Source organism: Terasakiella sp. 4MB5A (genome assembly GCF_050058155.1).
GTDB lineage: Bacteria > Pseudomonadota > Alphaproteobacteria > Rhodospirillales > Terasakiellaceae > Terasakiella > Terasakiella halodenitrificans.
This window is the reverse complement of record NZ_CP188815.1, coordinates 1,900,530-1,925,767: the sequence shown is the minus strand read 5'-3', so window position 1 is coordinate 1,925,767 and position 25,238 is coordinate 1,900,530. Positions and strand designations below refer to the sequence as shown.

Here is a 25,238-nt window from a genome sequence, read left to right as displayed (position 1 = left end):
CTAGGCTCTCCGTTTCTTATTACTTGTTGTTAACTTAGAATGTTGCGGATCAAGCGGATCACAGTTAATCGTAATTTTCTTTTTCAAAACCTTCTCCAGCATAGTTTTAAAATCTACGCTCATTGGTCGTTCCGCTTTAAACGCCGCAAAACCATAGGCCATTGGCGACAAATACCCTGGTACGAAATACGCACTACGAGCATCCACCCATTGCGTCCCGCTGGTATAGTCCATCACCCAAATTTCTGTCTCTTTATCCCCGGCCCATGGTTTATCGTTTAACCATGTAACGGCATCCCCGATATCATCAAACTTCCAAACCTGTTTGTTCGGACCACCACGGACCTGAGCTACATATTTGGGCTCACTGATAATCATACGGCAGCGTTCACACATATCACGATCATAATGAACATCGACCGGGCCCGTTTTTTCTTCGTTACAAGCAAGAAGAAATAAAGGAAGCACGAATAGGAAAAACCATTTTCTCATAATGTTATGCCTCTCCGGCTTCATCCATATGAACGGCTTTTACAAGGCCGACATATCTGGAAAGCGTTCCTAAAAAACGCAAACGATCAGGTCCACCGACTTCACCAATCCATTCCTTTTTATCATGGCTGGTAAAATTCCATTCAGAGATCGTTTTTTCGAAAGCCTCGACATACTTTGAAATTACCACACGACACTGTAAACGCCCCGCCGTTCCAACTGCATCCTCTACATGGTCATTCAGCACAATACGACCACGGTCCATTTCCACAACACGGTTCACAAGGGCTGCGACCTCTTCCAAACGGTGTGAAGAAATAATCATCGATTTATCAGCGCGTTCTGCCAATAAATCGAATAAAACTTGCCGTGCCGCCGGATCCAGATTGGCGGTTGGTTCATCAAAAACCAACAAGTCACAAGGTCGCCCCAAAGCCATCGCAATCAACAATTTTTGTTTTTGGCCGCCTGACAGCTTCATAAAGGGCTTTTTCTCGATTTCGAAAATATCCAGTCCCATACGTGTCGCAATTTCAGAAATTTGTGTCGTATCGCTGTTACAGGCTTTTGCCACATAATTCACCAAATCATGTACTGGCATCCGCAAAGGTGGTGGGATTTGAGGAACAAACCCGATGCGCCCCAAAACATCTTCGCGGTTTTTTCGTGGATCCATCCCGTCAAACAAAACTTCTCCATCAAAGGTATATTCGCCGAGAAGGCAACGAATAATCGTCGTTTTACCCGCCCCATTCGAGCCAACCAAAGCAATACGGTCACCCAATTTAATCTTGAGCGAGAGGTTATCCAGTGTTTTTTGTTTTTTAAAAACCTTGGTCACATCTTTAACGTCGATCAACGTTTTCGTCATATCAGAGCATCCCATCCAAACCTTTGACTTTAAATGTTAAAGCCTGCGTTGGACATACATCTACACACATTCCACAACGAGTGCAATCCGCCCCAACCTGAATTTTAACATCATCCGCATATCCCATTTTTGTAATTTCCAGAACATGCGGCACAAGGCATACCTTACGACACTCACCTTCATGTAAACAATTCTCTAAATTATAATTGATATGAACAGGGGAAATTGAACCGACAAACCCATAAGTCAAACCAATAGGGCATGCATAACGACACCAGAAACGACGAGAGTAAAAAACTTCAACAAGGAAGAGAACCCCAATCCAGAGCAAAGCTAAAGACGCGCCATAGGTAAAAGCACGGCTTAAAATACCGACAGGATTGATGGTTTCGAAAACAGTATATCCTGTAATAAAGGCGAGCAGTGCAAAAATCACATAAAGGACAGTACGCAAACGACGATCAAGCGGATGATCTTTTACCAGTCCCAATTTTACCAATTTAAGATGTAGCATCTCGCCAAGTTCGGAGACCAGATGATAAGGACAGACCCATGAACAGAAGGTTCGTCCACCCAAAGCCCACCATATTAAAAATACCGTCACGGTTCCGATTACAAGATTCACCACCATATGTTTATATGCCAGTGTCACCTGCAAGGCAGAGTTCAAATCGGCCATATGAAAACCAACAAATCGAGATGCTGTTAAAGCGCCTTCAACGAGTTGAACATCAAAGTGATATGAGATTACAAACAATAAATTAATGGTAACAATAGAAATCCAGCGACGGATTTTCCATTTTTTTGAAGAATGACCTGCAGCCAATTCTTCTTTAATCGCTTCACGCCGGATTGCAACTTGTTCTGCCGATTTCTTGTAGGCATGCATTTCCTGCGCTTCCGGCGTCCATGTTTCTTTAGCGGGACGAGTTGCTGCCAACCCCAGCATCAACTTCAATGAGTTCAGAAGACGTTTCATACTGACGACCCCATCGGATTAACTTCCATTACGATACAAGCAGGTTCTACCGGACATATCATTTCACACATACCACACCCAACACAGGCCTCTTTGATAACCGGTGTTTTTCCGGAACCATTTTCCATCGGGACCAGCTCAATTGCATCTTTGATGGGACATTCACGTACACAAAGATCACAAATTTCCAAATCATAATCAAAATCTGCAACCTTGATCGGTGTCCAACGATCCACCTCGGTATATCGATGAAGTCCTTCAAAATCCAAACCTCGGGCCTGTCCTTTAAATCCCTTATTTTGTCTGGCAAGACATGCATCCGGGCGAACCAGCTTGGCTTTGCCCATCTTCACTTGTTCTTTTTTATCAATATCATGGCTCAGTGCCCCTGTTGGACAAGCCAGAACACATTGCACCGCATCACACGAAAAATCACAGGCCTGCTCACGTGCATTTACATAGGGTGCCCCAAGGCCAAAACCGTCTGGAACATCCGCAAGTACCAGTGCCTCAACAGGGCAAACTTGAACACATTGCCCACATTTAATACAGGAGGCCAAATAGTCTTTTTCGGCGATTGCACCAGGTGGTCGTAATCGAATATCGGCATGACTAGACACAGGAAACCATCCTGCGAGAGCCACCCCTGTCACACCAGCACCGGCAACAGCTGCACGCAGGAATTCACGGCGCGCACGCTTACTTGCCGGACTATTCGGATTGCGTTTCACTTTTTTCGTCATTAATCTGTCGTCCCAATTTGGGGGTTGCTGAGACCAAAGGGGTCATAGCGGGTTGTCCCGGCGTCTTCATCGGCAATTTGACCGGTTTTCGTATCCGTAACATATTCAAATTGTCGCTTAAAACGGGGTTTTTCGTCCTTGAGCATGGTCAAAGGCTGGGTAAAAGGAGCCAATCTTTCTAAGAAATCAACCAAAGACAAGAGCGGTGTTCCAAGAAAAAATGCGGTTTCGGGCACATCCATCCAAACACGGTCCGCAAAGACTTGAGGTTGATAGGCAGTATCGCCATACCCATCACCATCATTGTCAAAACCTTGATAATCATCCCAATAGTTGCCTTCCCAGACATTACGTGCTGCACTGGCAAAATTAGCAACAGAAACTTGGCGGATATTATCGCGCAGGATATTGTCCTTTAAAATATTCCCCTTCCAGTCATTCAGGAAGTTAATGCCTATCCGATTGAACGCAAGCGTATTGCGATAAATCCGGTTTGTCGTATCAGGTTGAAAAGGAGAAACGTCAGAATAAAGACCTGTACTGGAATATAAAATTTCATTATCCACAACATCAATATTGGATGATTCCTTCATTCCAATACCCATGCCTGCTGCACCAAGCGCATGGTAAATTTTATTACCACGAATGACCACATCATCACTATACATCAGGAAAATCCCGACTGTATTTTTGTGAATATTATTATCCTCTACCCGGTTGTACTTGGCATACATGAAGTGGAGGCCATATCGCCCATTGCGAATATCATTGCGCGCAATCACATTATTCGCGCTGTACCACACAACAAAGTCTCGAGAGTTGGCAATCTCATTGTCTGTGATCTCATTGTCGAAGCTATACCACAGACGAACCGCATCTCCACGCAAGCCTAAAGAAAGATCTTTAGATATAAAAAGGTTGCGTTTCACAAGGTTATTGTTTGATTGAGAAAGATCAATCCCAAACAGACAATCAAGAATCTTGTTATCTTTGATAACGTTGTATTTGCCACGGACATGGATACCTGCATCAACATCATTATGCAAAGTACCTGAATTTTGAAGTGTTAAGCCGCTAACATTTGCGCCGTCCGTTTCAATAATTAATGCCGTGCCAACACCACCAGCATCAATTGTCACCTTCCCCTGCCCTTCCAGTGTTATCGGCTTGGAGATCTTAATGTTTTCGTTATACACCCCCGGTGGGGGTATAAGAATGCCGCCCTCTTCGGTCTCATTAATGAGTTCCTGAAGGGTCGGTGCAGCAATGCCTGTAGCAGCCCAAAAGACTGCTACAAACATTACCGTCAAATATGTCCAGTGCTTAATCATCGCTCCTCACAATATGCGACGCTACTCACCTTCAATAATATGCTTTCTGCGCAACAACATCGCGAGCAGCATGCATACCAAGACGCCCAACATCATACCAAAGCCGATAGACGGATATGACAATGTTACAAATTGCGCGACCTTCCCTTGACCGAACACCGTCGGCATGAAGGGTTTCAGCGTAAAGGCACCCATATCGTTTAGACTGTGCCCATACCACCAAAGCCAACCAGCGTATTCAATCAAGAAAAAGACAGGTAGCAATGCGGGAATACCGGGAAGCAGCCAATAGAATAAACTGCCGTTTTTCATGGTTGCAACGACCATAAAGACCATTGCCGCAATAACACCCCAGAAGACAATCGTTCCAACAGTCGTCATTGTTGCAACTAGCGGCTTGATTTCAGCCTGATTGTTAAACCAACGTCCCAAGCTTTTTTCATAATGCCAGAACATGACCTGCTGCAATGAACCCGTCCATTGTTCACGCACTGCAAAAGGCTGGCGAGCTTGATCTGCTTCAAAAGAAGCTTTTAAGACTTCAATATTCGCGTCTTTGCCGCCATGCCCTTTATTTTTTGCTTCTTCTAGGATTTCTTTGAGAGATTTGGGTTTAGCTTCTTCACTGCCTTTGTGAAGTTTTGCCAAAATATCAATAAGTTCTGTTTGGCCGCTACGTTCCAAGGTATCGTTTACTTCGTCTCGCGTTGCAAGGCTGCTCTCGCCACTGTCCATCAATGAATCTTTTAGCTTTGCAATGATCGGGCTTAATTCTTCGCCTTCTTCCTCATTCCCATGTCCAAGCGAGACAACCAAGGCACTGACGTAGCCTGAGTTCAATAACGCAATCCCGTTAGCGGTATAAAAGGACATATACATCCATATACCAATCGCAACGAAACCTGCAGACATAACAATCGTACGAATACGAGATTTAAAGATTAAGAACCCAACCAGCATGACACCAAGCATACTGAAAAGGAATTGAGAAAAACCTTTTTCAACCACACCACCGGATGCGATTGGATACATACCAACAAAATGGTTAATCGCATCCATTTCATGGACACAATCAAGGACTTCAATTTCCAACACCTCTTTGCTATTAAGGGCGCTACAACCATTAAAAACGCCATTGGTATGGAAATTAATCCGAACCCCATCCGGAAATGCTTCCGGCGGATACTGAGGGGCTTCAAGAGCCACCCACCATGTCGGTTGAAAATAAAGTATGGCGATAAGGGCCAGCGCGATAACAGTCAGGCCCCGCGCGACCAGTCCGCGTTTAGTTTGTTGCTCGTCATTCATTGGGCTACTGCCTTCCCTAGAATCACTTAAATATGATACTTTTCGAATTAAAATAGACTTAAAAGAACCCGGTTAAATGGAGAAAACCGGGTTCTTAAACTTTACTGGCTTACTCGAAGTCAGGATTTTGCCAACCCGGAGGTGCCACTTTATCCTTCGGCGGAGAGAGGCGGGAAACGTAATTGATTACTTGTGCCATATCTTCATCGCTGAATTCTGCAATTTGCTTCACCATATCCGGATTTGCGTTACGGCGTTTGCCATCACGGATCCATTCGAACTGACGAATGATATATTTGTAATGCTGACCTTGGATCAAAGGATAGAACTTATCTTTCATGCCTTCACCGCGTTCACCGTGACAACGAACACAGTTATCTGCATATAGTTTCTTGCCTTTTTCGAATTCCGGCGTACCTTCTTCCCACGGACCTTTGCCATTGTCTGGGTTCATCGGCAATTGTGAAATATAATAAGCGACATCAGCCAATGACTGTGCCCCACCGATCTCACTTTCCAGTGCAAATGGGTACATTGTCGGGTTATCACGGTTACCGGCACGAATATCAGCAAGCTGCTTAATGATAACTTCAAAATGCTGTCCAGCAAGCTGCGGGAATGTACCATCTTCGGTACCCCAACCTTCTAACAAGTGACAAGCAGAACAAACTTCATAAACTTCAATACCGTTTTCACGGTCCGGTGTCAGGTGCAATGCAGAGTCTTGCTCCCCACCACCTTCGTTCCAAGCCATTGCAGGCGATGCAATCAAGCCAGCGAGTAGAGCTGACAATACGGTCTTCTTAATAGACATGGAATACTCCATTTACTTGAGGGGTTATTTCGTGCGGTCAACCTGAGACAGGTAGTCCGCGATCAGTTTGATTTCTTCGTCTGATAACTTCTTAACGAAGGAGACCATCATTTTACTTTTAGAGTTCGTACGAACTTTTTCTTTGATGTCGGTCATTTGATTCACAATATAATTGCTTTTTTGACCGGCGACATAAGGATAAGCCTTGTTTGTCGGTTTTTTCCCGTCTTTACCGTGACAAGTCTGACATTTATGCTTCTTGTACAGTTTTTTACCTTTTTCAAGGTCTTCTGCTGAAATTGGCTCTTTCGGTGCTTTAGGGGCCACTGGCGCGAGCTCCGCAAGATATTCCGAAACCAGTTTAATTTCATCTGCAGAAATACGGTGTTCACCTTCTGCTGTCACCAATGCACCACGCATACCTTCAGTACGGGGTTTACCATTGGCATCTGGGCTAGCAACACGCTTTTCATTTAAAATATCTGTAATTTGCGCGATCATATATTTTTCATTTTGACCTGCAAGATTTGGGTAATCTAAAATAGCTTTTGCACCACCTTTGCCATGACAAGCCATGCAGGTTTTGCGCATATATACTTTTTGACCTGGGTGTTTCTTCTTTTTCGTCTTTTCAGCAGCAGCAACTTCAATCACCTTGTCGGCGGAAGCGTGCGCTGCGGGAATAGCAAAACTTGCAGAAACCCCAAGCGCAATCAAGGCTGAAGTGGTTTTGATGAATAATTTCATAACCGTCTTCCAAATAAAAGTATTAAAGAAAATTGGAGGTGGTCAGTAACGACCACCTCCAAAAGTCGAGGTTAAATTATTTTTTGACCTCTACAGCACCGTTCTGCTCCAGGTAAGTTTTCGCACGCAGACCAATGTCTGCAGCTTTAACCTGATATTGGAACCATTGCTGTGCCCACAAAGTACCATTGTGGAAATCTTTCTTCGCAGCATAATCTTCAGATTTCTTCTTCGCATCAGCAGCGAAGTTCAACTGGTCTGTTGCATCTTCTACAAGTGCGACAACCGGTGCGAAATCTTTGAAGTTACGGCTTGTGATGAAAGCAACTACACTATCGATAACGGCTTGCGTATCGTTATTGGTTTTAACCTGTTTAGTGTAATCATCCGCAGTGTAAGTCTGACCTTCGTCAACTGCACCACCAGAAGCTTTTGTACCTTTAGGACGAACCAACAGGTAACCTTGCATTTCCAGGTGGAGAGCTGAACAGAACTCAGTACAGTAGTACGGGAATACGCCAGCACGGTCAGCCACGAATGTTGCAGAAACAGTTTTACCCGGTTCAGCAGAGAGGTTGACGTTGTACTCGTTCACAGCAAAGCCGTGAGTTTCGTCTTCCGCACGTTCCAAGTTTGTCAGGTGGAAGGAGACTGTTTGGCCTTCTTCAACTTCAACAATCTCAGGTGTGATGTGAGAACGGATCAAAGTACCGTAGACGTGAACAACACCGTTTTCTTCAACGATTTTCTCACGACCCGGACGAGCGCGATATGCAGATTTCTCGTCTTTACGGCTGTTCCAGCCCACTTTGTAACGGTTAACCGGCTTCAGACGCTCAGCTTTAATAGCAACCGCGTAGTGCGGCTCACCTAACGGAAGCGGCATATCGTACAACAGTTCCATTTTTTCACCGGAAATGTCGATCAGCTGGTGGTTCTGCGGGTGCAGCGGGCCAACAGGCTGGAAGCGGTCAATTGCCAGTTTATTCAATGAAACAAGGTATTTACCTTGCGGCTTAACAGAATCGCCTTCCATAGTCATCAAGTGACCGATGTTATAATGGATGGAGATCTTGTCCAGAACTTTACCTTCACAGTAGTTCCATTTGGTAACTTGGCTGTCTACGTAGATAGATGTGTAAACAACACAAGGCGTAGCGTCATATTGTGTATGAAGCGGGCCCAAGCCAACAGAAACTTGTGTATGCAACGATTTTTGCAGATCAAGGATCGGAATACCATACGGATCTTTAGCTGCAAAATCTTTGTTTTCGATCAGCTTGAAGATTTTTTCCATGCTGTAAACAGAAGCATGCGTATCCAGCTTACCGGAAACGATAAAGAACTTACCATCCGGGCTTACGTCCATACCGTGCGGAGACTTCGGTTCCGGAATAAGGAACAGGATGCCTTCTTTAACAGCTGTGTCGATTGACAGGACGTCATGGCCGTTAATTTTGTCCGCTTTACCGGCAGCAACCAGTTCAGCTGCTTTTTTCCAGTTAACCATATGAACGAAATCAGTGTCTTTCTGAGAACAACCAGCCTCAAACGGAGGACGGCCATTTTCGATACCACCGATGTAACGTTCAGTACAGAAGGAGTTAGTGAATGACCAACCATCAGACGGGCCTTTACCGAAGTCGGAAAGATCCTGGCTGTACGGCGGTAATTCAATAGAGAAAGATTTAGACTCGTCGATACGGCCTGCTTTACGATCGAATTTCCAATAAGTTACCGCACCACGATATTTATCGTTAAATTCAGATAGCGGCACATAATCATGTGTTAACGGAGTTGCATACTGAGATGCTTCAATAACGTAATCAGTATTCGGTGATACAAATGCACCGCCGTGTTCTGACTTCATAATCGGGTTTACAACAATTTGTTTTGTTTCAAAATCATGCAAATCGATTACAGCAATACGCGGGTTCGCTTTATCGTTGATAAAGAGAAACTTACCATCATATTCGCCGTTTGTTTCTGAAATAGCCGGGTGGTGAGTATCACCATAAGTAATGTCTTTACCGTGAATACGACCTTGCGCAAGAACTTCCTTTGACTCATCATCAAAGCCATAGCCCTGCCACGGTTCCGGCGTAAATACAGCGATATACTTCAGGATGCGCATAGACGGAATGCCGTATACGATTACCTGACCACTTTGCCCGCCAGAAGCGAACGCGACAAATTCATCACGACCACCGGTCGGAGTATAAGTTTTTGCAGCTGCCAAAACATCTTTTTGAGTTAAGCCACGTTCTTTCATGACTTTCTCAAGATTATCTTGCGCCGCGACCTGAGACGATGCCAAGCCCATACCAAGAGCTAAAGCAGCGAAGCCCAGAGTCTTCCCAATTTTTTGAATCATGGAGCCACCTCGATTCCATAGTTATACATGCTTGGAAAATCCAAACACACCCCCACCCAGAATGCTCATGCAAACAGGTGTATGGCAGTAAGCTACATCCCCGCCTGAACTTCTAAATTGATCTTGGTCAAAAAAAGAAAGAACGTCATTAAAATACTGTTTTATCTTATACTTTTCGAAACTCTAATTTTCAAAACAACAACTTCCACTTGTCATTTTACTTAGGATTCTTACGACTCCTCAGAGTGAATGCTCCTGGTTAGCGATCCAAAGCAAGAATTTAAAATAATTAAAAAAAAGAACAAAACCAACTGCCAACAAAAAGCAAGTAAGAGTGATTATCATTTATATTGACAATCATTATCAATCGCACCATATTTCTTTCATCCACAGGAGGAGGGTTTTCTCAAATGTACGTCTGCGTATGCAATGGATTACGTGAAAAAGAAGTTCGTAACGCTATAAAAGGTGGCGCTGACACTGTAGGGCGTATATTTAAGGCACATGGGTGTAAACCTGATTGTGCACAATGTATTGGTTGCATGCGCAATTTCATCGAAGAAGATATCGCTCCCTCAGACCAGTTACTCGCAGCAGAATAACTCACATTTCCTCCGTAATCCTCCCTTTATGTCAGAGTACTCTTGCGAGCAAGGCATTACGAAATCGCATAGCAGTCATGTTAAATATTCTGTTGCAATCCCTTTTGTTGTTATTACAACATTATTACCATGATAAACCAAAAACAAAACATAGTTCCTCTACTGGTTCACGACGTTGCCCACCAGTTACGGGTAATTATTGATGGGAAAGTTAGCCCCTACAATTTGACGCGTCAAATTTGGGTTGCTCTGTCTCTTTTGGAAGAATCACCTGGCATTTCCCAAATTGAGCTAGCTGCCCGTCTTGAAATTGATCGCTCTTCAGCTGGTCGATTACTGGATAGAATGGAAAAAAAAGAACTCATTCATCGTCTTAAAGATGCGCAAGATCGCCGTATTGTACGACTGTATCTCAACGAAGAGGCACGGCCTTTACTTGAGAAACTAGATACAGTCTCTCATGAAATAAAATCTGTTGCCGAAAATGGTTTAACACAGGAAGAGCAATACGACCTTGTACGCCTTTTAAGGAAAGTAAAAACCAACCTAAAGGCCGGTTTTGGAAGTTTTTGTTACTTATTCGAACTACCAGAACAAGCTTATTGGATGATGAATTTACTGTAGCCCCCTGACCAAGAGTCTCAACCACTCAAGGTCACTCCTTCCCCCGTTAACGCCTATTGTCCACCTGGAAGCGTTAACGGGGGATTTTGAATGTAGTCAGAAAATGGTTCTTCGCCCTTTATTCTCACCGATAGCAGGTCTTCTTTTCGCCTTGACTGCTGCTATGGAAGTTCCAGCCTTATTTGATTACATTGTCCACAACAAGGAGTGGGAAGCCTTCCAACTCAGTGCCATCGCCACTTTGTTTTCAGGTTTAGCGCTCTTCACTGTACGTGACCGCAATAGTTCTCATTTTTCCCTAAAACACGGCTATCTGTTTACTGTGGCCTGTTGGATTTTATTACCTCTTTATGCGGCTTTGCCTTTCTATTGGTCTTCTCAGGATATGACCTTTACAGATGCCGTTTTTGAAACCATCTCCGGCCTAACCACAACAGGCGCCACAATTCTTACCGGATTAGAACACCTACCTCCTGGTATTTTGTTATGGCGTGCCTTATTGCAATGGATTGGCGGCATTGGCATTGTTGTCATGGCAATTTCCATTTTTCCGGTTCTAAAAACCGGCGGTATGCAGCTTTTTAAACTAGAATCTTCCGAGACTGCTGGAAAAATATTCCCCCGGATTCAAGATATTGCCACTGGTGTCTTTGCGATTTATTCGGGCCTGACAATTTTATGTGCGCTAATATACTATTTTGAAGGCATGGGCATGTTTGATGCCATCGTGCATGCTATGACGACGCTTTCTACAGGCGGCTTTTCGACAACAGATCAATCATTTGCCGCATTTCCGGACAAAGGGATTATATGGACGGGCTCCGTATTTATGTTTTTAGGCTCTGTCCCATTTTCATTGATGTTATTTTCCCTGAAGAAGCGCCAGTGGACTTTATTTTTTCTGGATTCACAAGTGCAAATCTATGTTGCATTCGTTTCTACTGTAAGTTTTATATGTGCTTACCTGTATTATGAAGCAGCAGGAACACAAGACTTTTTTACAGCCTTAACTCTTGCGACATTTAACGTCATATCCGTCATCACAACAACTGGATATGCGTTTGAAGACTACAGTCTCTGGGGCGCATTCGCACCAGTTCTTTTCTTCTTTCTCACCTTTGTTGGTGGTTGCTCAGGGTCCACAGCAGGAGGTGTAAAAATGTTCCGTTTTCATGTCTTGTGGCTATCGTGCCTACAACAATTAAGAAAACTCATTTATCCCAATGGAATATTCCTTCAAAAGATCGATAGAAAACCTCTGAATAACGAATTGAGCCAATCTGTCTTGATCTACATTTTCATGCTGATCATTAGTTTTGCCGTTATTTCAACTTCTCTGAGTTTTACAGGCCTTGACTTTGTAACAGCCCTCAGCGGTGCAGCAACCGCTCTTTCGAATGTTGGCCCGGGATTGGGATCAATTATCGGACCAGCCGGAAATTTCCAATCTCTGCCAGACTCTGCAAAATGGATCCTTGATATTGGAATGATTTTAGGGCGATTGGAATACGTTACGATTATCGTTTTATTGCAACCGAGCTTTTGGCATCATTGATAAATGCAGCCAATTATTTGCTAGCGGGAAACAATAAAATAACATAACTTTTCTACAAATTAACGCTATCGAAAAGTCTTCAAATGCTTCCCATTATCAAAGCTATTGTTTTCATATTTTTTACCTTTCTTATTCAAAACAATATTCCTCCTGCATCCGCCGAAGAAGGTGCAGGGATTAAAGTTGAAACCGCGCCCACAAAATATCGAAACATTGAAACAATTGTGGAAGCCGTTGGCACGACCAAAGCCAACAAAAGCGTTAAAATCATGGCCATCAGTGAGGGGATCGTTCGAAAAATCACCTTTGCCGATAGCCAGTTTGTAAACGAAAATGATGTTTTACTTGAATTAGACAAAGAGATTGAGCGCGCAGACCTCGCTGAATCTCAAGCTAAATTACGTGAAGCACAACGCTCACTGGAACGATCGAAATCATTACGTAAAAGAGATGCTGTTGCTGTTTCGATGGTGGATAAACTTGAATCCGAAGTTGAAATTGCAAGGGCAGAACGCGAACGTGCGGCACGGCGTTTACAAGATCGAATAATCAAAGCACCCTTTTCTGGTCGTATCGGTTTTTCAGACATCGAAATCGGCAGTCATATCAAAGAAGACCAAACCATCGCTTTGCTTGACGACCTTTCCTCTATAAAGGTCGAATTCTTCTTACCTGAAACACTATACGCAGAAATTCACATCGGAACCTTTATTTTGGCAGAGGCCGCCGCGTTTGAAAATCAAATCTTCAAGGGGAAAGTCGAAGCGATTGATACCCGCGTCAATGCAGATTCCCGTTCCTTCAAGGTCCGTGCGGTTATTGAAAATGAAGATGGGAAGCTACCAGCAGGCATGTTTTTAAGACTCAGCCTTATTCTGGAAGCCAGTGATGTTCTGAGTATTCCCGAAGAAGCCGTGATCATTGATGGGGCGCAAAATTATGTCTTTGCGGTCAGTACAGAAGGTACCAATTCCAAATCCGTCAAGACATCCATTAAGTTGGGGCGGCGCGCATTCGGTTGGGTAGAAGTTCTTGAAGGTTTAAATGAAAATCAACTGGTCATCATACGCGGTATTCAAAAAGTCAAAGATGGTAGTTCGTTGAACATTTTAAATGAAAGTTCCACACAGGTGACCCAATGACACTTTCTGAACTTTCAATTCGGCGACCTGTTCTTGCAATCGTTTCCAGTCTGCTCATCATCACCGCAGGTATTGCTTCTGTTTTCTCAATCCCCATTCGAGAACTCCCAGATGTAGATACTGCTGTTATCACGATTACGACCTATTACACCGGTGCTTCACCCAAAATTGTGGATACCGATATCACCGAAGTGATTGAAAGTTCAATTTCCGGCGTCTCCGGTGTAAAGTCCATTCAATCACAAAGCCGTCGTGGCCGGGCCAGAACCGTCATTGAGTTTGAGACAGGGCGTGATATTGACGAAGCCGCCAATGACATTAGGGATGCAGTTGGACGCATTCGTTCAAAACTTCCCGATGGTGTCGATGAACCGGCTATTGTAAAAAGCGATAGTGATGCTGACCCGGTTATGCGTCTTGCTGTTGTATCAGACCGCCATAAGCCGGAAGAAATTACGGACTATGTCGAACGCTATATCATCGATCATTTGTCTACTTTGGAAGGTGTTGCCAGTGTAGATATCAGAGGGGAACGTCGCTATGCCATCCGCGTATGGCTGGACAGGCGCGCGATGGCCGCACGCAACGTAACCGTCAGCGACATTAAAAATGCGATAGAACGCAACAATATCGAACTCCCGGCTGGGGAAATCAAATCGCAAAATCGTTTGCTTGAACTTCGCCTCAACGCACGCCTTTCCACACCGAAACAATTTGAAAACATCATCCTTGGCAAGGTAAATGGCTACTCCGTACGACTACGCGATGTCGCAAAAATCGAACAAGGGGTGGAAAATGATGATCTCATCCTGCGCGCCAATGGAAAACCGGCAGTCGGTCTACAGGTTATTCGGCAAAGTCAGGCAAATACGATGGCCATTTCACAATTGGTCCGTCAAAAAGTTGAGAGCCTGAAAGACAACCTGCCGCAAGGGATGGAAGTCATCGTCGGTTCTGATGATGCATTGTTTATTTCAGCCTCAATTGAAGAGGTGATCACAGCCCTTATTATATCCCTCTCCCTCGTTGTAATGGTTATCTTACTATTTTTGCGCTCTTTGCGTACAACTCTCATCCCCGTTGTCACCATTCCGGTGGCCTTAATTGGCTGCCTTGCCTTGATCGCGCTTTTTGGCTTTTCTATCAATGTTCTCACCTTACTCGCCCTGCTTTTAGCAATTGGCTTGGTTGTTGATGATGCCATTGTCGTTCTGGAAAACATTAAGCGGCGCATCGATGGCGGCGAAACACCAATCGTTGCTGCTATGCGCGGTACTCAGCAAGTCACCTTTGCCGTCTTGGCAACGTCAGTCACATTGGTCGCCGTCTTTATTCCGATTTCCTTCTTAGGGGGGCAAGTTGGGCGGCTTTTCAGTGAATTCGGGCTGATTATGGTAGCCGCTGTTGCCATTTCAACTTATGTCGCCTTGAGTTTATGCCCCATGATGGCATCGCGCCTTATTAAAGCACCCAAAAAATCTGAGATTGCCGATGGGATTGTAGATGACGACCACCTCCTCGCCCAATCAAGGATCGGCAGAATATATAGAAACCTTTTGGAAAAGGCCCTACAGTACCCCTATTTCATCCTCGCTATTTGCTTGATTTTCAGCTTGGGTGCTATCGGCATATATAAGGAATTGCCCAGAGAACTAGCCCCGCGTGAAGACCGCGGCGTCGCCTTTGTCCCGATGACAGCGCCACAAGGGTCCACCCTTTCCTATACAGATGAGCAGGCCGTACAAGTTGAAAGGATGCTCGCCCCACAGGTGGAAAAGGGTAATATCCGATCCGTTTACACAATCATTGGCTGGGGGAACCGCCCTTATCGTGGTTTTGTTGTCATGCGATTGGCCCCTTGGGACGAACGTGATCAAACTCAGGATCAAATCGTCAACAGTGTACGCCCGAAAGTTAAAGATTTACCGGGTGCACGTGCCTCTGTTTCCAGCCCAGCAGGCTTGGGGTTACGCGGGAACTCCACGCCTTTACGCATCGTCGTTGGCGGAACAGATTTCGACCAGGTGAAACAATGGGCCAATATTTTATTGGAACAAGCTAAACTCAATGAAGGTCTGGTCAATCCAGAAATGGATTATGAAGAAAACCAGCCACAACTGGACATCCAATTTGACCGACAACGGGCATATGATCTGGGTATTGATGCACAAGAAATTGCGACAACTCTTCAGGTTATGTTTGCCTCTAAAGAAATCAGCACATATGTGGATCGCGGACGGGAATATTCCGTTGTCGCCCAAATCCAGCCAGAGGATCAAAAGACGTATAATAGCCTAGAAAACGTCTTTATTCGCCCGGATAAAAGCAATCCTTCGGCATTGGTTCCAATCGGCGCCCTTGTGCAAGCGACAGAAACAGCGGCCTCTGCTGAATTGCGTCGTTATGCCCGTTTGCCTTCCATCACTATTCAGGCTGCGCTTGCACCGGATTACACGCTCGGACAAGCCGTCAACTATATGGAAGAGGCTGCAAGAGAACTTCTTCCTCTCAATGCAAAAATTGGATACGCCGGACAATCCGCAACCTTTAAAGATACATCCGGGGGTATCCAAACTGTTTTCATATTGGCACTCGTTATTGTTTTCTTGGTTTTAGCTGCCCAATTTGAAAGCTTCATTCACCCTCTCGTCATTATGCTATCTGTTCCCCTTGCGATTGCGGGAGCGGTCTACACCATGATGCTGGCAGGCTTATCCTTAAACGTTTACAGCCAGATCGGCATCTTGTTGCTGGTCGGGCTTATGGCTAAAAACGGCATATTAATCGTTGAATTTGCCAACCAATTGCGTGACGAAGGAATGAATGTTCGTGATGCCGTTAAAGAAGCTGCAATTTTGCGTTTCCGCCCTATTATTATGACCGTAATCTCAACGATTCTTGGTGCTGTACCATTGGTCATTGCAACAGGTGCCGGTGCAGAAAGTCGTATTGCAATCGGTTGGGTTATCGTTGGTGGATTAGGGCTTGCCCTGTTCCTGACTTTATTTCTAACACCCGTCTTGTACAGTCTTCTTGCAGGCTTTTCACAACCAAGATCATCTGTAAAAAAAGCACTGGAAGAAGAACTGCGACAAGAAGAGCAAGCTTTTTAAATTTGTTTAACCGCAGTTAAGAAGCTGCTGATATCATTTTTCAGGCCATCGTTGTTATTGCCTAAATCAGAAACTGTCGTCTGTTGTCCTTCTGCAAGTTTACCTGTTTCTTCAGCCGCTTTGGCAACAGAGAGAACGACGTTCGAAACTTCATTGGCCCCCCGAGCAGCTTCGTCGACATTACGTGCAATTTCACTGGTTGCAGCCCCTTGTTCTTCAACAGCAGTGGCAACAACAGCTGTCAGCTCATCGATCTTGCGAATAGTTTCCCCGATACCAAGCACAGCATCTGCTGCAGCCCCGGTTTCACGCTGAATTTCATCAATTTTACGACTAATTTCACTCGTGGCCTGCCCCGTTTGTGTTGCTAGGTTCTTCACTTCACTAGCAACCACAGCAAACCCTTTACCAGCCTCACCAGCACGTGCAGATTCAATGGTCGCATTCAGCGCTAACAAGTTTGTTTGCTCCGCAATATCACTAATAATTTGAACAACTTGACCAATGCTCACTGCCGCTTCATTTAGTGCAACAACTCGTGAATTTACCATTTCCACTTCTGAAACTGCCGCACGGGACACTTCAGATGCTTGCGACATTTGTCTTGAAATTTCATTAATTGATGAAGACAACTCTGTCGAAGCTGCAGAAACCGTCTGAATATTTGCACTAGCCTCTTCAATTGCAGTTGATGCATCTTGAGACAAAGTACCTGTTTCAATCGCATTTCCTGCCATTGTTGATGCTGATTCCATGACCTCTGCGACCGAGCAGCTCACGATATCAAGCCCAACTCTCATTTTTTCGTCAAAATTCTTGGCAAGTTCTTCCATTTTCTCATGTCGACGACGTTCTAATTCCTGTTGTTCTGCTTCCTTGGCTTGCAGTTCACGTTGTTCAATCGCATTTTGTTTAAAGACTTCAACGGCTTTTGCCATACCACCAATTTCATCGCGACGATCAGCGCCATTGACCACTGTATCCAACTGCCCTGCAGCCAAATCACCCATAACATTCGTCATACGTCCAATCGGTCCGGCAATGACTCGTGTCAGAACAATACCAAAGAAAATGGCCGCAACAATCAACAGCCCGACAGAAATGATAATGGTTGTCGAAAAACGCGTCATTGCAGTTTCTTTAGTTAACAATGCTTCTTTCGCGATCTTCATGAGATTGTTTGAAAGCTCTCGTGCCGTATGATCAAACCTAGAAATAACTTCCTGAGGCAAGCCCGTTACTTCAACGGCTCGTGCTTGGTTGACGGTAAGGTAATTCCTCATCAAACGAATTTGTTCCGAGGCGTAGAGCGTCACCCATTCACCATAATATTCGCCGAGCTTATTAACCTGCCCATCCACGGCCTTTGAGTTCTTTGATAAATCTTTTAGGTGTTTAAAGTGCTTGGTAACGACAACACCAAAGTCGTTAAATTCCTTTAAACCTGACCGGTCACCCGTCAACAAGTAGTATAAAAGCCCCTGACGTTGTTCAGAAAAGGCCTGTTGATATAATTGATAAGTTGTCTCCATTTCATGGGCATTTTCGCTCTCATGTTCAGCGGACTTAATTTCACTAATCGCCGAAAAAGAAATAATGGCCATGAGAACTGTGACCACGATAAGAATTGAAAAACTCAAACTTAGCTTTTGAGCGATTTTCATATGACGTAAAAACTGCATATTAGGTTCCTTCTCTTATCGCTTAAAGCATGCCGCGACGGCGTGCCAGTTCCGTCAGGTTATATTCAACAGTAACCGCACCAATCGGTTTTTGATCTGCCCCGGTTACGGTCAAATTAACTTGAGTGCGCCAGGTACTACTGCCCTCGTGGAACTCTGGCTCATCAATAAACACAGCGGCAGCACCATTCGGAAATGTTTTCTGAAACTTTCCTTCATCGCCTTGCCAGAAATCTGACGTGATGGAACTTTGCCCCACGTTCAATCCTTTGGCATCCATGATAAATATTTCTGTAAACAAGCCACCGGATGCAGCCTGAATTTGTGTCAAATAGCTTGATAAGGGACTGCTTAGTGTCGCGGCAATAAGGGGTTGATCATCACTTTCACGTTCTGCGCGCCACTGCTTATCTAATTTATCAACTTCTTCTTGGGGTAAAGTTTGATAACGCTTGTTTTGTGCACTGATCGACATCTCCACAACGGGGTTTTTCAACCATTCTTTAATTTGTGCAATTGCCGCTTGATCCAGTATAGACGTAGGTGGTGGTGCCGGTTGGGCGAATACATGACTTACAGTCAGAAAACACAATAAAGTAAAGATGAACTTACTAATAATACACACTTTTTTCATCGACTTGTTCCTCCCGATATATTCATACTTGAGCAAGGACCAACGCGATGTCAACATTAGCATATATATAAAAAAGATTTTTATGCTAAAAAAATTCTACCATATGGATAATTCCCTAAATAGTTTTACATACAATAGTAAAAATGCAACTTAAATTGGTTTTTAAGTGATTTTCAAAACTTGAAGGCAAAAAAAAAGCCCATCCTCAACAAAAGGACGGGCTTTCAACGATCTGCAACAAAGTTGATAGAACGAGCTATATCAATGTTATGATTTAACCTCGGCCTCAACTTCATCAAAGAGAGTCTGGACATTGTCAGACGGCGGTGTGCTGATCTTGGACACAATTAAAATCGCTATGAAAGAGAATAAAATTCCCGGAATGATTTCATAAAGATCAAACCATCCACCAGAAAGCTGCTTCCATACCACAACCGTTACACCACCGACGATGATACCTGCATAGGCACCAGCTTTTGTCATGTTCTTCCAATAAAGAGAAAGGATGAGTGCAGGACCAAATGCCGCACCAAACCCGGCCCATGCATATGAAACAAGCGCAAGTACCTGTGAATCTTTATCCATTGCCAGTGCGGTCGCAATAATGGCGATACCAACAACGGCCAAGCGCCCTACCATAACTAGTTTTTCTTGAGACGCTTCTTTGTTAAACAACGCTTTATAAAAATCTTCAGCCAAGGCGGAAGAGGAAACGAGAAGCTGAGAGTCAGCCGTACTCATAATCGCCGCGAGAATAGCCGCCAGCAAAATACCGGCAACGACAGGATGGAAAATTGCGTCTACCAGAACCATAAAGACAGTCTCGCTATCGCCTAGTCCATCAGGTAAATAACCAATCGCCACCAGACCAATTAAACAGGCACCAATCATGGATACCCCTGTCCAAAGAACGGCAATTCGGCGCGCAGACGGTACAGCGTCTTTACTTTTGATCCCTTTAAAGCGGGCTAAAACGTGCGGCTGACCAAAATAACCAAGCCCCCACCCCAAAAGCGAAAGCGTACCGATGAGCGTAATGGAAGAACCATCTGCTTCCGTGAACATATTCAGAAGTTCAGGGTTTTTAGCCTCAATCGCCGACAAAGTGCCACTCAAGCCACCAATTTCCCCCATTGCCACCAACGGAACGATCAGCAAGGCACCAACCATCAATAAGCCTTGCACAACATCCGTCCAGGAAACAGCAAGGAACCCGCCGAACATCGTATAGGAAATAACCGCAACGGCCCCTATGATAACCGCAATTTCATATTGAAAACCAAAAACTGTTTCAAAAAGTTTCCCACCGGCAACAAGGCCGGAGCTTGTATAAAACAAGAAGAAAATGAGGATAAAAATAGCTGAAACGACACGTAAACCATGGCCACTATCTTCAAAACGTTTTTCAAAAAATGCGGGTAAGGTCAAGGAATTGTCTGCACGAAACGAATAAACGCGCAAGCGCTGAGCCACCAAAAGCCAGTTCAGCCATGTTCCGACCAGCAAACCGCCGGCAAGCCAGAAAGAACCAAAGCCAGCTGCCATCGCATAACCAGGCAAGCCCATAAGCAACCAGCCACTCATGTCAGATGCACCTGCACTTAATGCGCTGGGTAACGGACCCAGATTACGCCCACCTAGGATATAGTCAGACAAATCTTGCGTACGGCGATAAGCGTACAGGCCAATCCCCAGCATCAACACCAAATATATAACGAAAGTAAAAGTAATCATTCAGATATAAACCCTTATTAAACTGTATTTATATGCCTTACATCATCCGGCCTTTGTGGTCGGCCCTCCGGCGTCATCCCTTCGCTACCCCCGAAGATAACGCGACTCATGTGCAACGGTTGCCAAGACTAACAGTTTGATCAAAGTTCATATCTCTATTTTTTAGGTATTTTTAGTATATTTGACTTTTTGAATAATCAAAAACAGGATATTAACGTAACAAGTAATACTATTTAAGAATTATAATCTGCAAAACACTCTCTACATATATGACTATTTATTAGTCAAAAAAGGGCGATATCATGTTAGATAAGTTTGACCTGTCGATCTTAAGAGAATTACAACGCAATGGTCGCATAACCGTAACCGAGCTGGCAAATCGTGTCGGGCTTTCTAAAACCCCCTGCCAAGTCAGAATGCGCAAATTAGAGGAGATGAAATATATTAAAGGATATATGGCTATCCTTGATCAAGGAAAGCTTGGGGCAAAACATGTCGCTTTTGTAAAAGTTTCCCTCACCGATACCCGTTCCAATGCACTTGAATCTTTCAATGATGCTGTGCGCGAAATCCCTGAAATTGAACAATGTCATATGATTGCTGCGGATTTTGACTATTTGTTAAAAGTACGGACCGCTAATATTGAAACATATAGAACGGTCTTGGGTGAAAAAATTTCAAGGCTTCCTTTTGTGCAACAAACCAGTACATTCGTTGTCATGGAAGACGTAAAAGATATCGCCCACAGTCTATTTTAAAAATTGTCACGCAAGCTTCATTTGATCCAGCGGACACACTTTAAAGCCCTGATCCTCAAGGCCCTTTAACACATAGGACGCCGTATCACAGGCTTTCGGTGTATCACCATGCACACAAATACTGTGGATATCGGTTTTCAACACCTTGCCATCCATTGACACCAAAGCCGATTTTTCCACCATTTTCATCACATGATTAAGACATATTTCAGCATCATGGATCACAGCCCCTTCGATCTTTCGGCTCACCAAGGTTCCTTTATTTGTGTAGGCCCGATCAGCAAAAATCTCCTCCGCAACATTCAAACCAGCCCTTTTCCCGGCAAGGGAAAGTTCCGATAATGCTGGCGCTAAAAAGATCAAGTTTTTATCAACATCTTTAACAGCACGACAAATCGCAGAGGCTAAATCAGCATCTTCACAAGCCATATTATTCAAAGCACCATGCGGTTTAACATGCGTTACTTTACCACCTTGTGATGCGGCGACTGCTGAAAGCGCACCAATTTGATAAGCAATCATCGCATAAACGTCATTCAAGGCCATTTGCATAGGACGCCGACCAAAACCTTGTAAATCCGGGAAACCAGGATGCGCCCCGATAGAAACACCATTCTCAAGTGCCATAGACACCGTTTGTTGCATAACCAATGGGTCACCGGCATGAAAACCACAGGCCACATTTGCAGATTTAATGGCTTTCAAAAGCAGTTCATCATTACCCATTGTATATGCACCAAAGCTTTCACCAAGATCGGCATTCAGATTAATCATTTTCATTTCAAATATCTCCGTCAAGGTGACCGGGGAAGTGATCTGGTCGCCCCATATCAACAACACCACCGATCAAGTTGCTTTCATAAAGGGCTTTGAGATTAATAAAACCATTGGCACTGGCCGCAACGATAGACCGTTTCATGTGTTCTAATTCTTCACGCGCCTGTCTTGCTATAATGCAGGCTGCATGCGCAGATACAGACTCAAAACGCAATTGCGTGCCCGGCAATGAATTTGCAATCAAGTGCAAATCAGCCGAAATAACCGTTGCAATCTTGGGGTAACCACCAACTGTTTGCCCATCATTTAACAAGACAATAGGCTGACCGTTTCCCGGCACCTGTATTGCACCGGGGGTCACGCCATCCGAAATAATTTGACTTCCTTTCTCCTTTTTATGATGAAGAAGGTCTCCTTCCAATCTTGCCCCCATCCGATCGGATTGTTTGCTGATTGTATAAAAGTTTTCCAGGAATTGAGCGACTACCTCTTCTTCAAAAAAGTCTTCTTGTGGCCCCAGCACCACACGCACCCGATCAACGATTCCAGCGGGAGGGGATGGCAAAAGTTTATCAGCCTCATTCGCCAATTTGACGGAACTTCCCCCTAGCTTCACACAATCACCGGATTTTAAGAAGTTACCATTCAAACCACCAAGTTCAGAACGTACATATGTCGATTTGCTTCCCATTACTGGTTTGACTTCCACCCCACCGGACAACGCAATAAAACCAGATACGGTCTGTTCCAAGGTGCCAATTTTAGCTTCCTCATCAGGATTAAGCGTAAAGCTTCGCCACCCAGTAACTTTATGGGTATGTATTTCGGCCTCACCACGGGAAATAATCTCGATCTCCACATTCCCACAAACAGCCAGCTTAACAGGCTCATTCACCGCTTTTAATGTTGGGCCTAAAACACGAAATTCAATTCCAGCATCATCCGCAACATTGCCAATCAAATGATTGCCCAACTCCATCCAATGGGGTGCCACACTACCGCAAATAGGAACCCCAAATTCTTGAAACCCAGTTCGTCCTTTATCCTGAATAAAAGATTGAAAACCGGGAGAGATTATTTCTAAAGCACCCTTCATCAGGCAACCTCTTTTCCCTGACAAAGAGAAGAATAATCATATTCTCCGATTACCAATGCCTGTTGAATGTCCTCGAAATCTTGGACCGATACTTGACGAAAACAAACTTGATCACCTGCTTTTAACAAGACTGGTTCTTTGCGTTTTGCATCAAATAAATCAATCGGCATGCGTCCAATCAAATGCCAGCCCCCCGGACTTTCCGAAGGATAAACAGCCGTCAGTTGATCTGCGATGGCAAGGGACCCTTTTGGAACTGCCGTACGAGGTTGGGAACGGCGCGGCAAACACAAACGGTCATCCAGCAATCCCATAAACGCAAACCCCGGTAAAAAACCTAACATAAAGACATCATAAACCGTTCCTTGATGAATAGAAATCACCTCATCTTTCGACAGTCCTGTCCTGTCAGCGACTTCTTTTAAATCAGGTGCATAAATATCGTCATAACATACAGGGAAAAACCATTTCGTCGCCGTGTTTAAATCGCTCTCTCCCTCTTCTATATAAGGGGCAACCAAATTCACTACTTCTTCAGGAAACAAAACAGTTGGATCAAAATGTACGGTCAATGAGCAAAATGTCGGCACACTTTCAATAATACCTTTTACGAGCCCGCCGGAAATCGATTCTTTTAAATTTGCATGTACACCTAACACATGGTGGTTTACGCGTCGGGATATAACGGAGCCAAACTCGAAAGTTATGGCGCGATCACCTAGATTCAAAACCCGATAATCCATTAGAAAACCTCGTAAATTTATATTTACCATCGTAACAGCGATATAAAATTAAAATTTCTTTGACATTTTGTCAATATTTTATCATTGTTATGACGATGTTATAATATGGAGGTAACTTAAATGTTCAAATTCTCGAAGCTTGCACTTGCTGCGGCAGCACTGATTGCATTAGGCGGGCAAGCGTCTGCGAAAGATGTATGGAATATGCCGACCCCCTACCCGGACGGTAATTTCCATACCGTCAATATCAAAACCTTTGCCGATGATGTTCGTACGGCAACAAATGGCGAACTTGATATTAAAATTCACAGCGCAGGCTCGTTGGTAAAACATCCAGAAATTAAAAACGCTGTTCGCAAAGGACTTGTTCCAATCGGTGAATTCTTCCTCTCTCGTCTCAGCAATGAAAATCCGGCCTTCGGTATCGACTCAATTCCTTTTCTTGCGACAAATTACACGGATGCTCAACGTCTCTGGAATGCTTCTCGTCCTATCATCGAAGAACAATTGCAAAAACAGCGCCTGAAAGTTTTATTCTCTGTTCCTTGGCCACCCCAAGGTCTTTATGCCAAAAAAGAAGTGAATTCTTTAGAAGATTTAAAAGGGGTTAAAATGCGGGCATACAATGCCTTAACCGAACGTTTGGCACGCCTGTCCGGCGCGGTTCCCACTCAAGTTGAAGTTCCTGACATTCCCCAAGCTTTTGCAACAGGTCAAGTTGACGCCATGATCACCTCCCCCTCCACGGGCGCAAACTCCAAAGCATGGGATTTTGTATCCAATTTCGTGGATGTACAGGCTTGGATCCCGAAAAACATCGTTGTTGTAAACCAAAAAGCCTATGACAAGTTATCTGACAGCGCAAAGTCAGCAATCGACGCTGCTGCCAAAGCAGCCCAAGCACGTGGTTGGGAAGCCAGCCAAGCTGAAACAGCCGCTAAAATTAAAATCTTGCAAGACAATGGCATGAAGGTCTCCACACCGACGGCCGACTTGCTTAACGGCTTGAAAAAAGCCGGTAGCGAAATGACTGCGGACTGGGCAAAAGCATCCGGTGCTGATGGTCAGGAAATTCTGGCAACTTACAATAAATAATACGATAGATGGCGAGGGGTATTT

22 protein-coding genes are annotated in these 25,238 nt (G+C 44.3%); 7 read left to right on the top strand and 15 right to left on the bottom strand.

Features of this window, described 5'->3' with window-relative positions; translation table 11 throughout:
- From ACI0FF_RS08835 to nosZ, 9 genes are all read right to left on the bottom strand, one after another.
- Complete coding sequence (locus tag ACI0FF_RS08835) at positions 1-492, bottom strand: nitrous oxide reductase accessory protein NosL (protein WP_419796506.1); 492 nt, start codon at positions 490-492, stop codon at positions 1-3.
- A gap of 4 nt (positions 493-496) precedes the next feature.
- Positions 497-1,363, bottom strand: coding sequence for an ABC transporter ATP-binding protein (locus ACI0FF_RS08830; RefSeq protein ID WP_419796505.1), 867 nt, complete (start codon positions 1,361-1,363; stop codon positions 497-499).
- A 1-nt stretch (position 1,364) separates the two neighbouring features.
- Positions 1,365-2,342, bottom strand: coding sequence for a NapH/MauN family ferredoxin-type protein (locus ACI0FF_RS08825; RefSeq protein ID WP_419796504.1), 978 nt, complete (start codon positions 2,340-2,342; stop codon positions 1,365-1,367).
- On the bottom strand, positions 2,339-3,085 hold the full coding sequence (locus tag ACI0FF_RS08820; RefSeq protein WP_419796503.1) for a 4Fe-4S dicluster domain-containing protein: 747 nt from the start codon (positions 3,083-3,085) through the stop codon (positions 2,339-2,341). Before ACI0FF_RS08820 ends, ACI0FF_RS08825 begins: the two co-directional genes overlap by 4 nt.
- Positions 3,085-4,386, bottom strand: a complete 1,302-nt coding sequence (nosD, locus tag ACI0FF_RS08815; protein ID WP_419796502.1) for a nitrous oxide reductase family maturation protein NosD — start codon at positions 4,384-4,386, stop codon at positions 3,085-3,087. The genes ACI0FF_RS08820 and nosD overlap by 1 nt, the downstream gene beginning before the upstream one ends.
- 51 nt (positions 4,387-4,437) lie before the next feature.
- Positions 4,438-5,724, bottom strand: coding sequence for a hypothetical protein (locus ACI0FF_RS08810; RefSeq protein ID WP_419796501.1), 1,287 nt, complete (start codon positions 5,722-5,724; stop codon positions 4,438-4,440).
- Positions 5,725-5,833: 109 nt separating this feature from the next.
- Positions 5,834-6,538, bottom strand: a complete 705-nt coding sequence (locus ACI0FF_RS08805; protein ID WP_419796500.1) for a c-type cytochrome — start codon at positions 6,536-6,538, stop codon at positions 5,834-5,836.
- A gap of 24 nt (positions 6,539-6,562) precedes the next feature.
- On the bottom strand, positions 6,563-7,285 hold the full coding sequence (locus ACI0FF_RS08800; RefSeq protein WP_419796499.1) for a c-type cytochrome: 723 nt from the start codon (positions 7,283-7,285) through the stop codon (positions 6,563-6,565).
- Between the two features lie 76 nt (positions 7,286-7,361).
- Entirely contained in the window at positions 7,362-9,659 is a 2,298-nt protein-coding gene (nosZ, locus tag ACI0FF_RS08795) for a Sec-dependent nitrous-oxide reductase (RefSeq protein ID WP_419796498.1), read from the bottom strand.
- 410 nt (positions 9,660-10,069) lie between these two features.
- Between nosZ and ACI0FF_RS08790 the strand changes: the two genes are divergently transcribed.
- The 5 genes from ACI0FF_RS08790 to ACI0FF_RS08770 all read left to right on the top strand — a co-directional run bounded on the left by ACI0FF_RS08790 (position 10,070) and on the right by ACI0FF_RS08770 (position 16,695).
- A complete protein-coding gene (locus ACI0FF_RS08790) occupies positions 10,070-10,261 on the top strand; it encodes a (2Fe-2S)-binding protein (protein WP_419796497.1) in 192 nt (63 codons plus the stop codon).
- Between the two features lie 129 nt (positions 10,262-10,390).
- Positions 10,391-10,885 carry a MarR family winged helix-turn-helix transcriptional regulator gene (locus ACI0FF_RS08785; RefSeq protein WP_419796496.1) on the top strand — a complete coding sequence of 165 codons (495 nt, stop codon included), beginning with the start codon at positions 10,391-10,393 and terminating at the stop codon, positions 10,883-10,885.
- Positions 10,886-10,988: 103 nt separating this feature from the next.
- Entirely contained in the window at positions 10,989-12,440 is a 1,452-nt protein-coding gene (locus ACI0FF_RS08780; RefSeq protein ID WP_419796495.1) for a TrkH family potassium uptake protein, read from the top strand.
- Between the two features lie 83 nt (positions 12,441-12,523).
- Positions 12,524-13,582 carry an efflux RND transporter periplasmic adaptor subunit gene (locus ACI0FF_RS08775; RefSeq protein WP_419796494.1) on the top strand — a complete coding sequence of 353 codons (1,059 nt, stop codon included), beginning with the start codon at positions 12,524-12,526 and terminating at the stop codon, positions 13,580-13,582.
- Positions 13,579-16,695: an efflux RND transporter permease subunit gene (locus tag ACI0FF_RS08770; protein ID WP_419796493.1), complete on the top strand. Its 3,117-nt coding sequence runs from the start codon at positions 13,579-13,581 to the stop codon at positions 16,693-16,695. The genes ACI0FF_RS08775 and ACI0FF_RS08770 overlap by 4 nt, the downstream gene beginning before the upstream one ends.
- On the opposite strand, the gene ACI0FF_RS08765 is transcribed toward ACI0FF_RS08770, so the two are convergent.
- The 3 genes from ACI0FF_RS08765 to putP form a co-directional block, all read right to left on the bottom strand.
- Complete coding sequence (locus ACI0FF_RS08765; RefSeq protein WP_419796492.1) at positions 16,692-18,377, bottom strand: methyl-accepting chemotaxis protein; 1,686 nt, start codon at positions 18,375-18,377, stop codon at positions 16,692-16,694. The two genes, ACI0FF_RS08770 and ACI0FF_RS08765, sit on opposite strands and share 4 nt — an antisense overlap.
- A gap of 22 nt (positions 18,378-18,399) precedes the next feature.
- Complete coding sequence (locus ACI0FF_RS08760; protein WP_419796491.1) at positions 18,400-19,011, bottom strand: hypothetical protein; 612 nt, start codon at positions 19,009-19,011, stop codon at positions 18,400-18,402.
- 267 nt (positions 19,012-19,278) lie between these two features.
- Positions 19,279-20,745 (bottom strand): sodium/proline symporter PutP, encoded by a 1,467-nt coding sequence (gene putP, locus ACI0FF_RS08755; protein ID WP_419796490.1) that lies wholly within the window; start codon positions 20,743-20,745, stop codon positions 19,279-19,281.
- A 302-nt stretch (positions 20,746-21,047) separates the two neighbouring features.
- On the opposite strand from putP, the gene ACI0FF_RS08750 reads away from it, so the two are divergent.
- Entirely contained in the window at positions 21,048-21,503 is a 456-nt protein-coding gene (locus ACI0FF_RS08750; protein ID WP_419796489.1) for an Lrp/AsnC ligand binding domain-containing protein, read from the top strand.
- 6 nt (positions 21,504-21,509) lie between these two features.
- On the opposite strand, the gene ACI0FF_RS08745 is transcribed toward ACI0FF_RS08750, so the two are convergent.
- The 3 genes from ACI0FF_RS08745 to pxpB are packed head-to-tail and all read right to left on the bottom strand — an operon-like array spanning position 21,510 to position 24,119.
- Positions 21,510-22,283, bottom strand: coding sequence for a LamB/YcsF family protein (locus tag ACI0FF_RS08745; RefSeq protein WP_419796488.1), 774 nt, complete (start codon positions 22,281-22,283; stop codon positions 21,510-21,512).
- A 1-nt stretch (position 22,284) separates the two neighbouring features.
- Positions 22,285-23,376: a biotin-dependent carboxyltransferase family protein gene (locus ACI0FF_RS08740; RefSeq protein WP_419796487.1), complete on the bottom strand. Its 1,092-nt coding sequence runs from the start codon at positions 23,374-23,376 to the stop codon at positions 22,285-22,287.
- Entirely contained in the window at positions 23,376-24,119 is a 744-nt protein-coding gene (gene pxpB / locus ACI0FF_RS08735) for a 5-oxoprolinase subunit PxpB (RefSeq protein ID WP_419796486.1), read from the bottom strand. The genes ACI0FF_RS08740 and pxpB overlap by 1 nt, the downstream gene beginning before the upstream one ends.
- Before the next feature lie 120 nt (positions 24,120-24,239).
- Here pxpB and ACI0FF_RS08730 point away from each other — a divergent pair, with 120 nt between their 5' ends.
- Entirely contained in the window at positions 24,240-25,214 is a 975-nt protein-coding gene (locus ACI0FF_RS08730; RefSeq protein WP_419796485.1) for a TRAP transporter substrate-binding protein, read from the top strand.
- Positions 25,215-25,238: the final 24 nt, after the last annotated feature.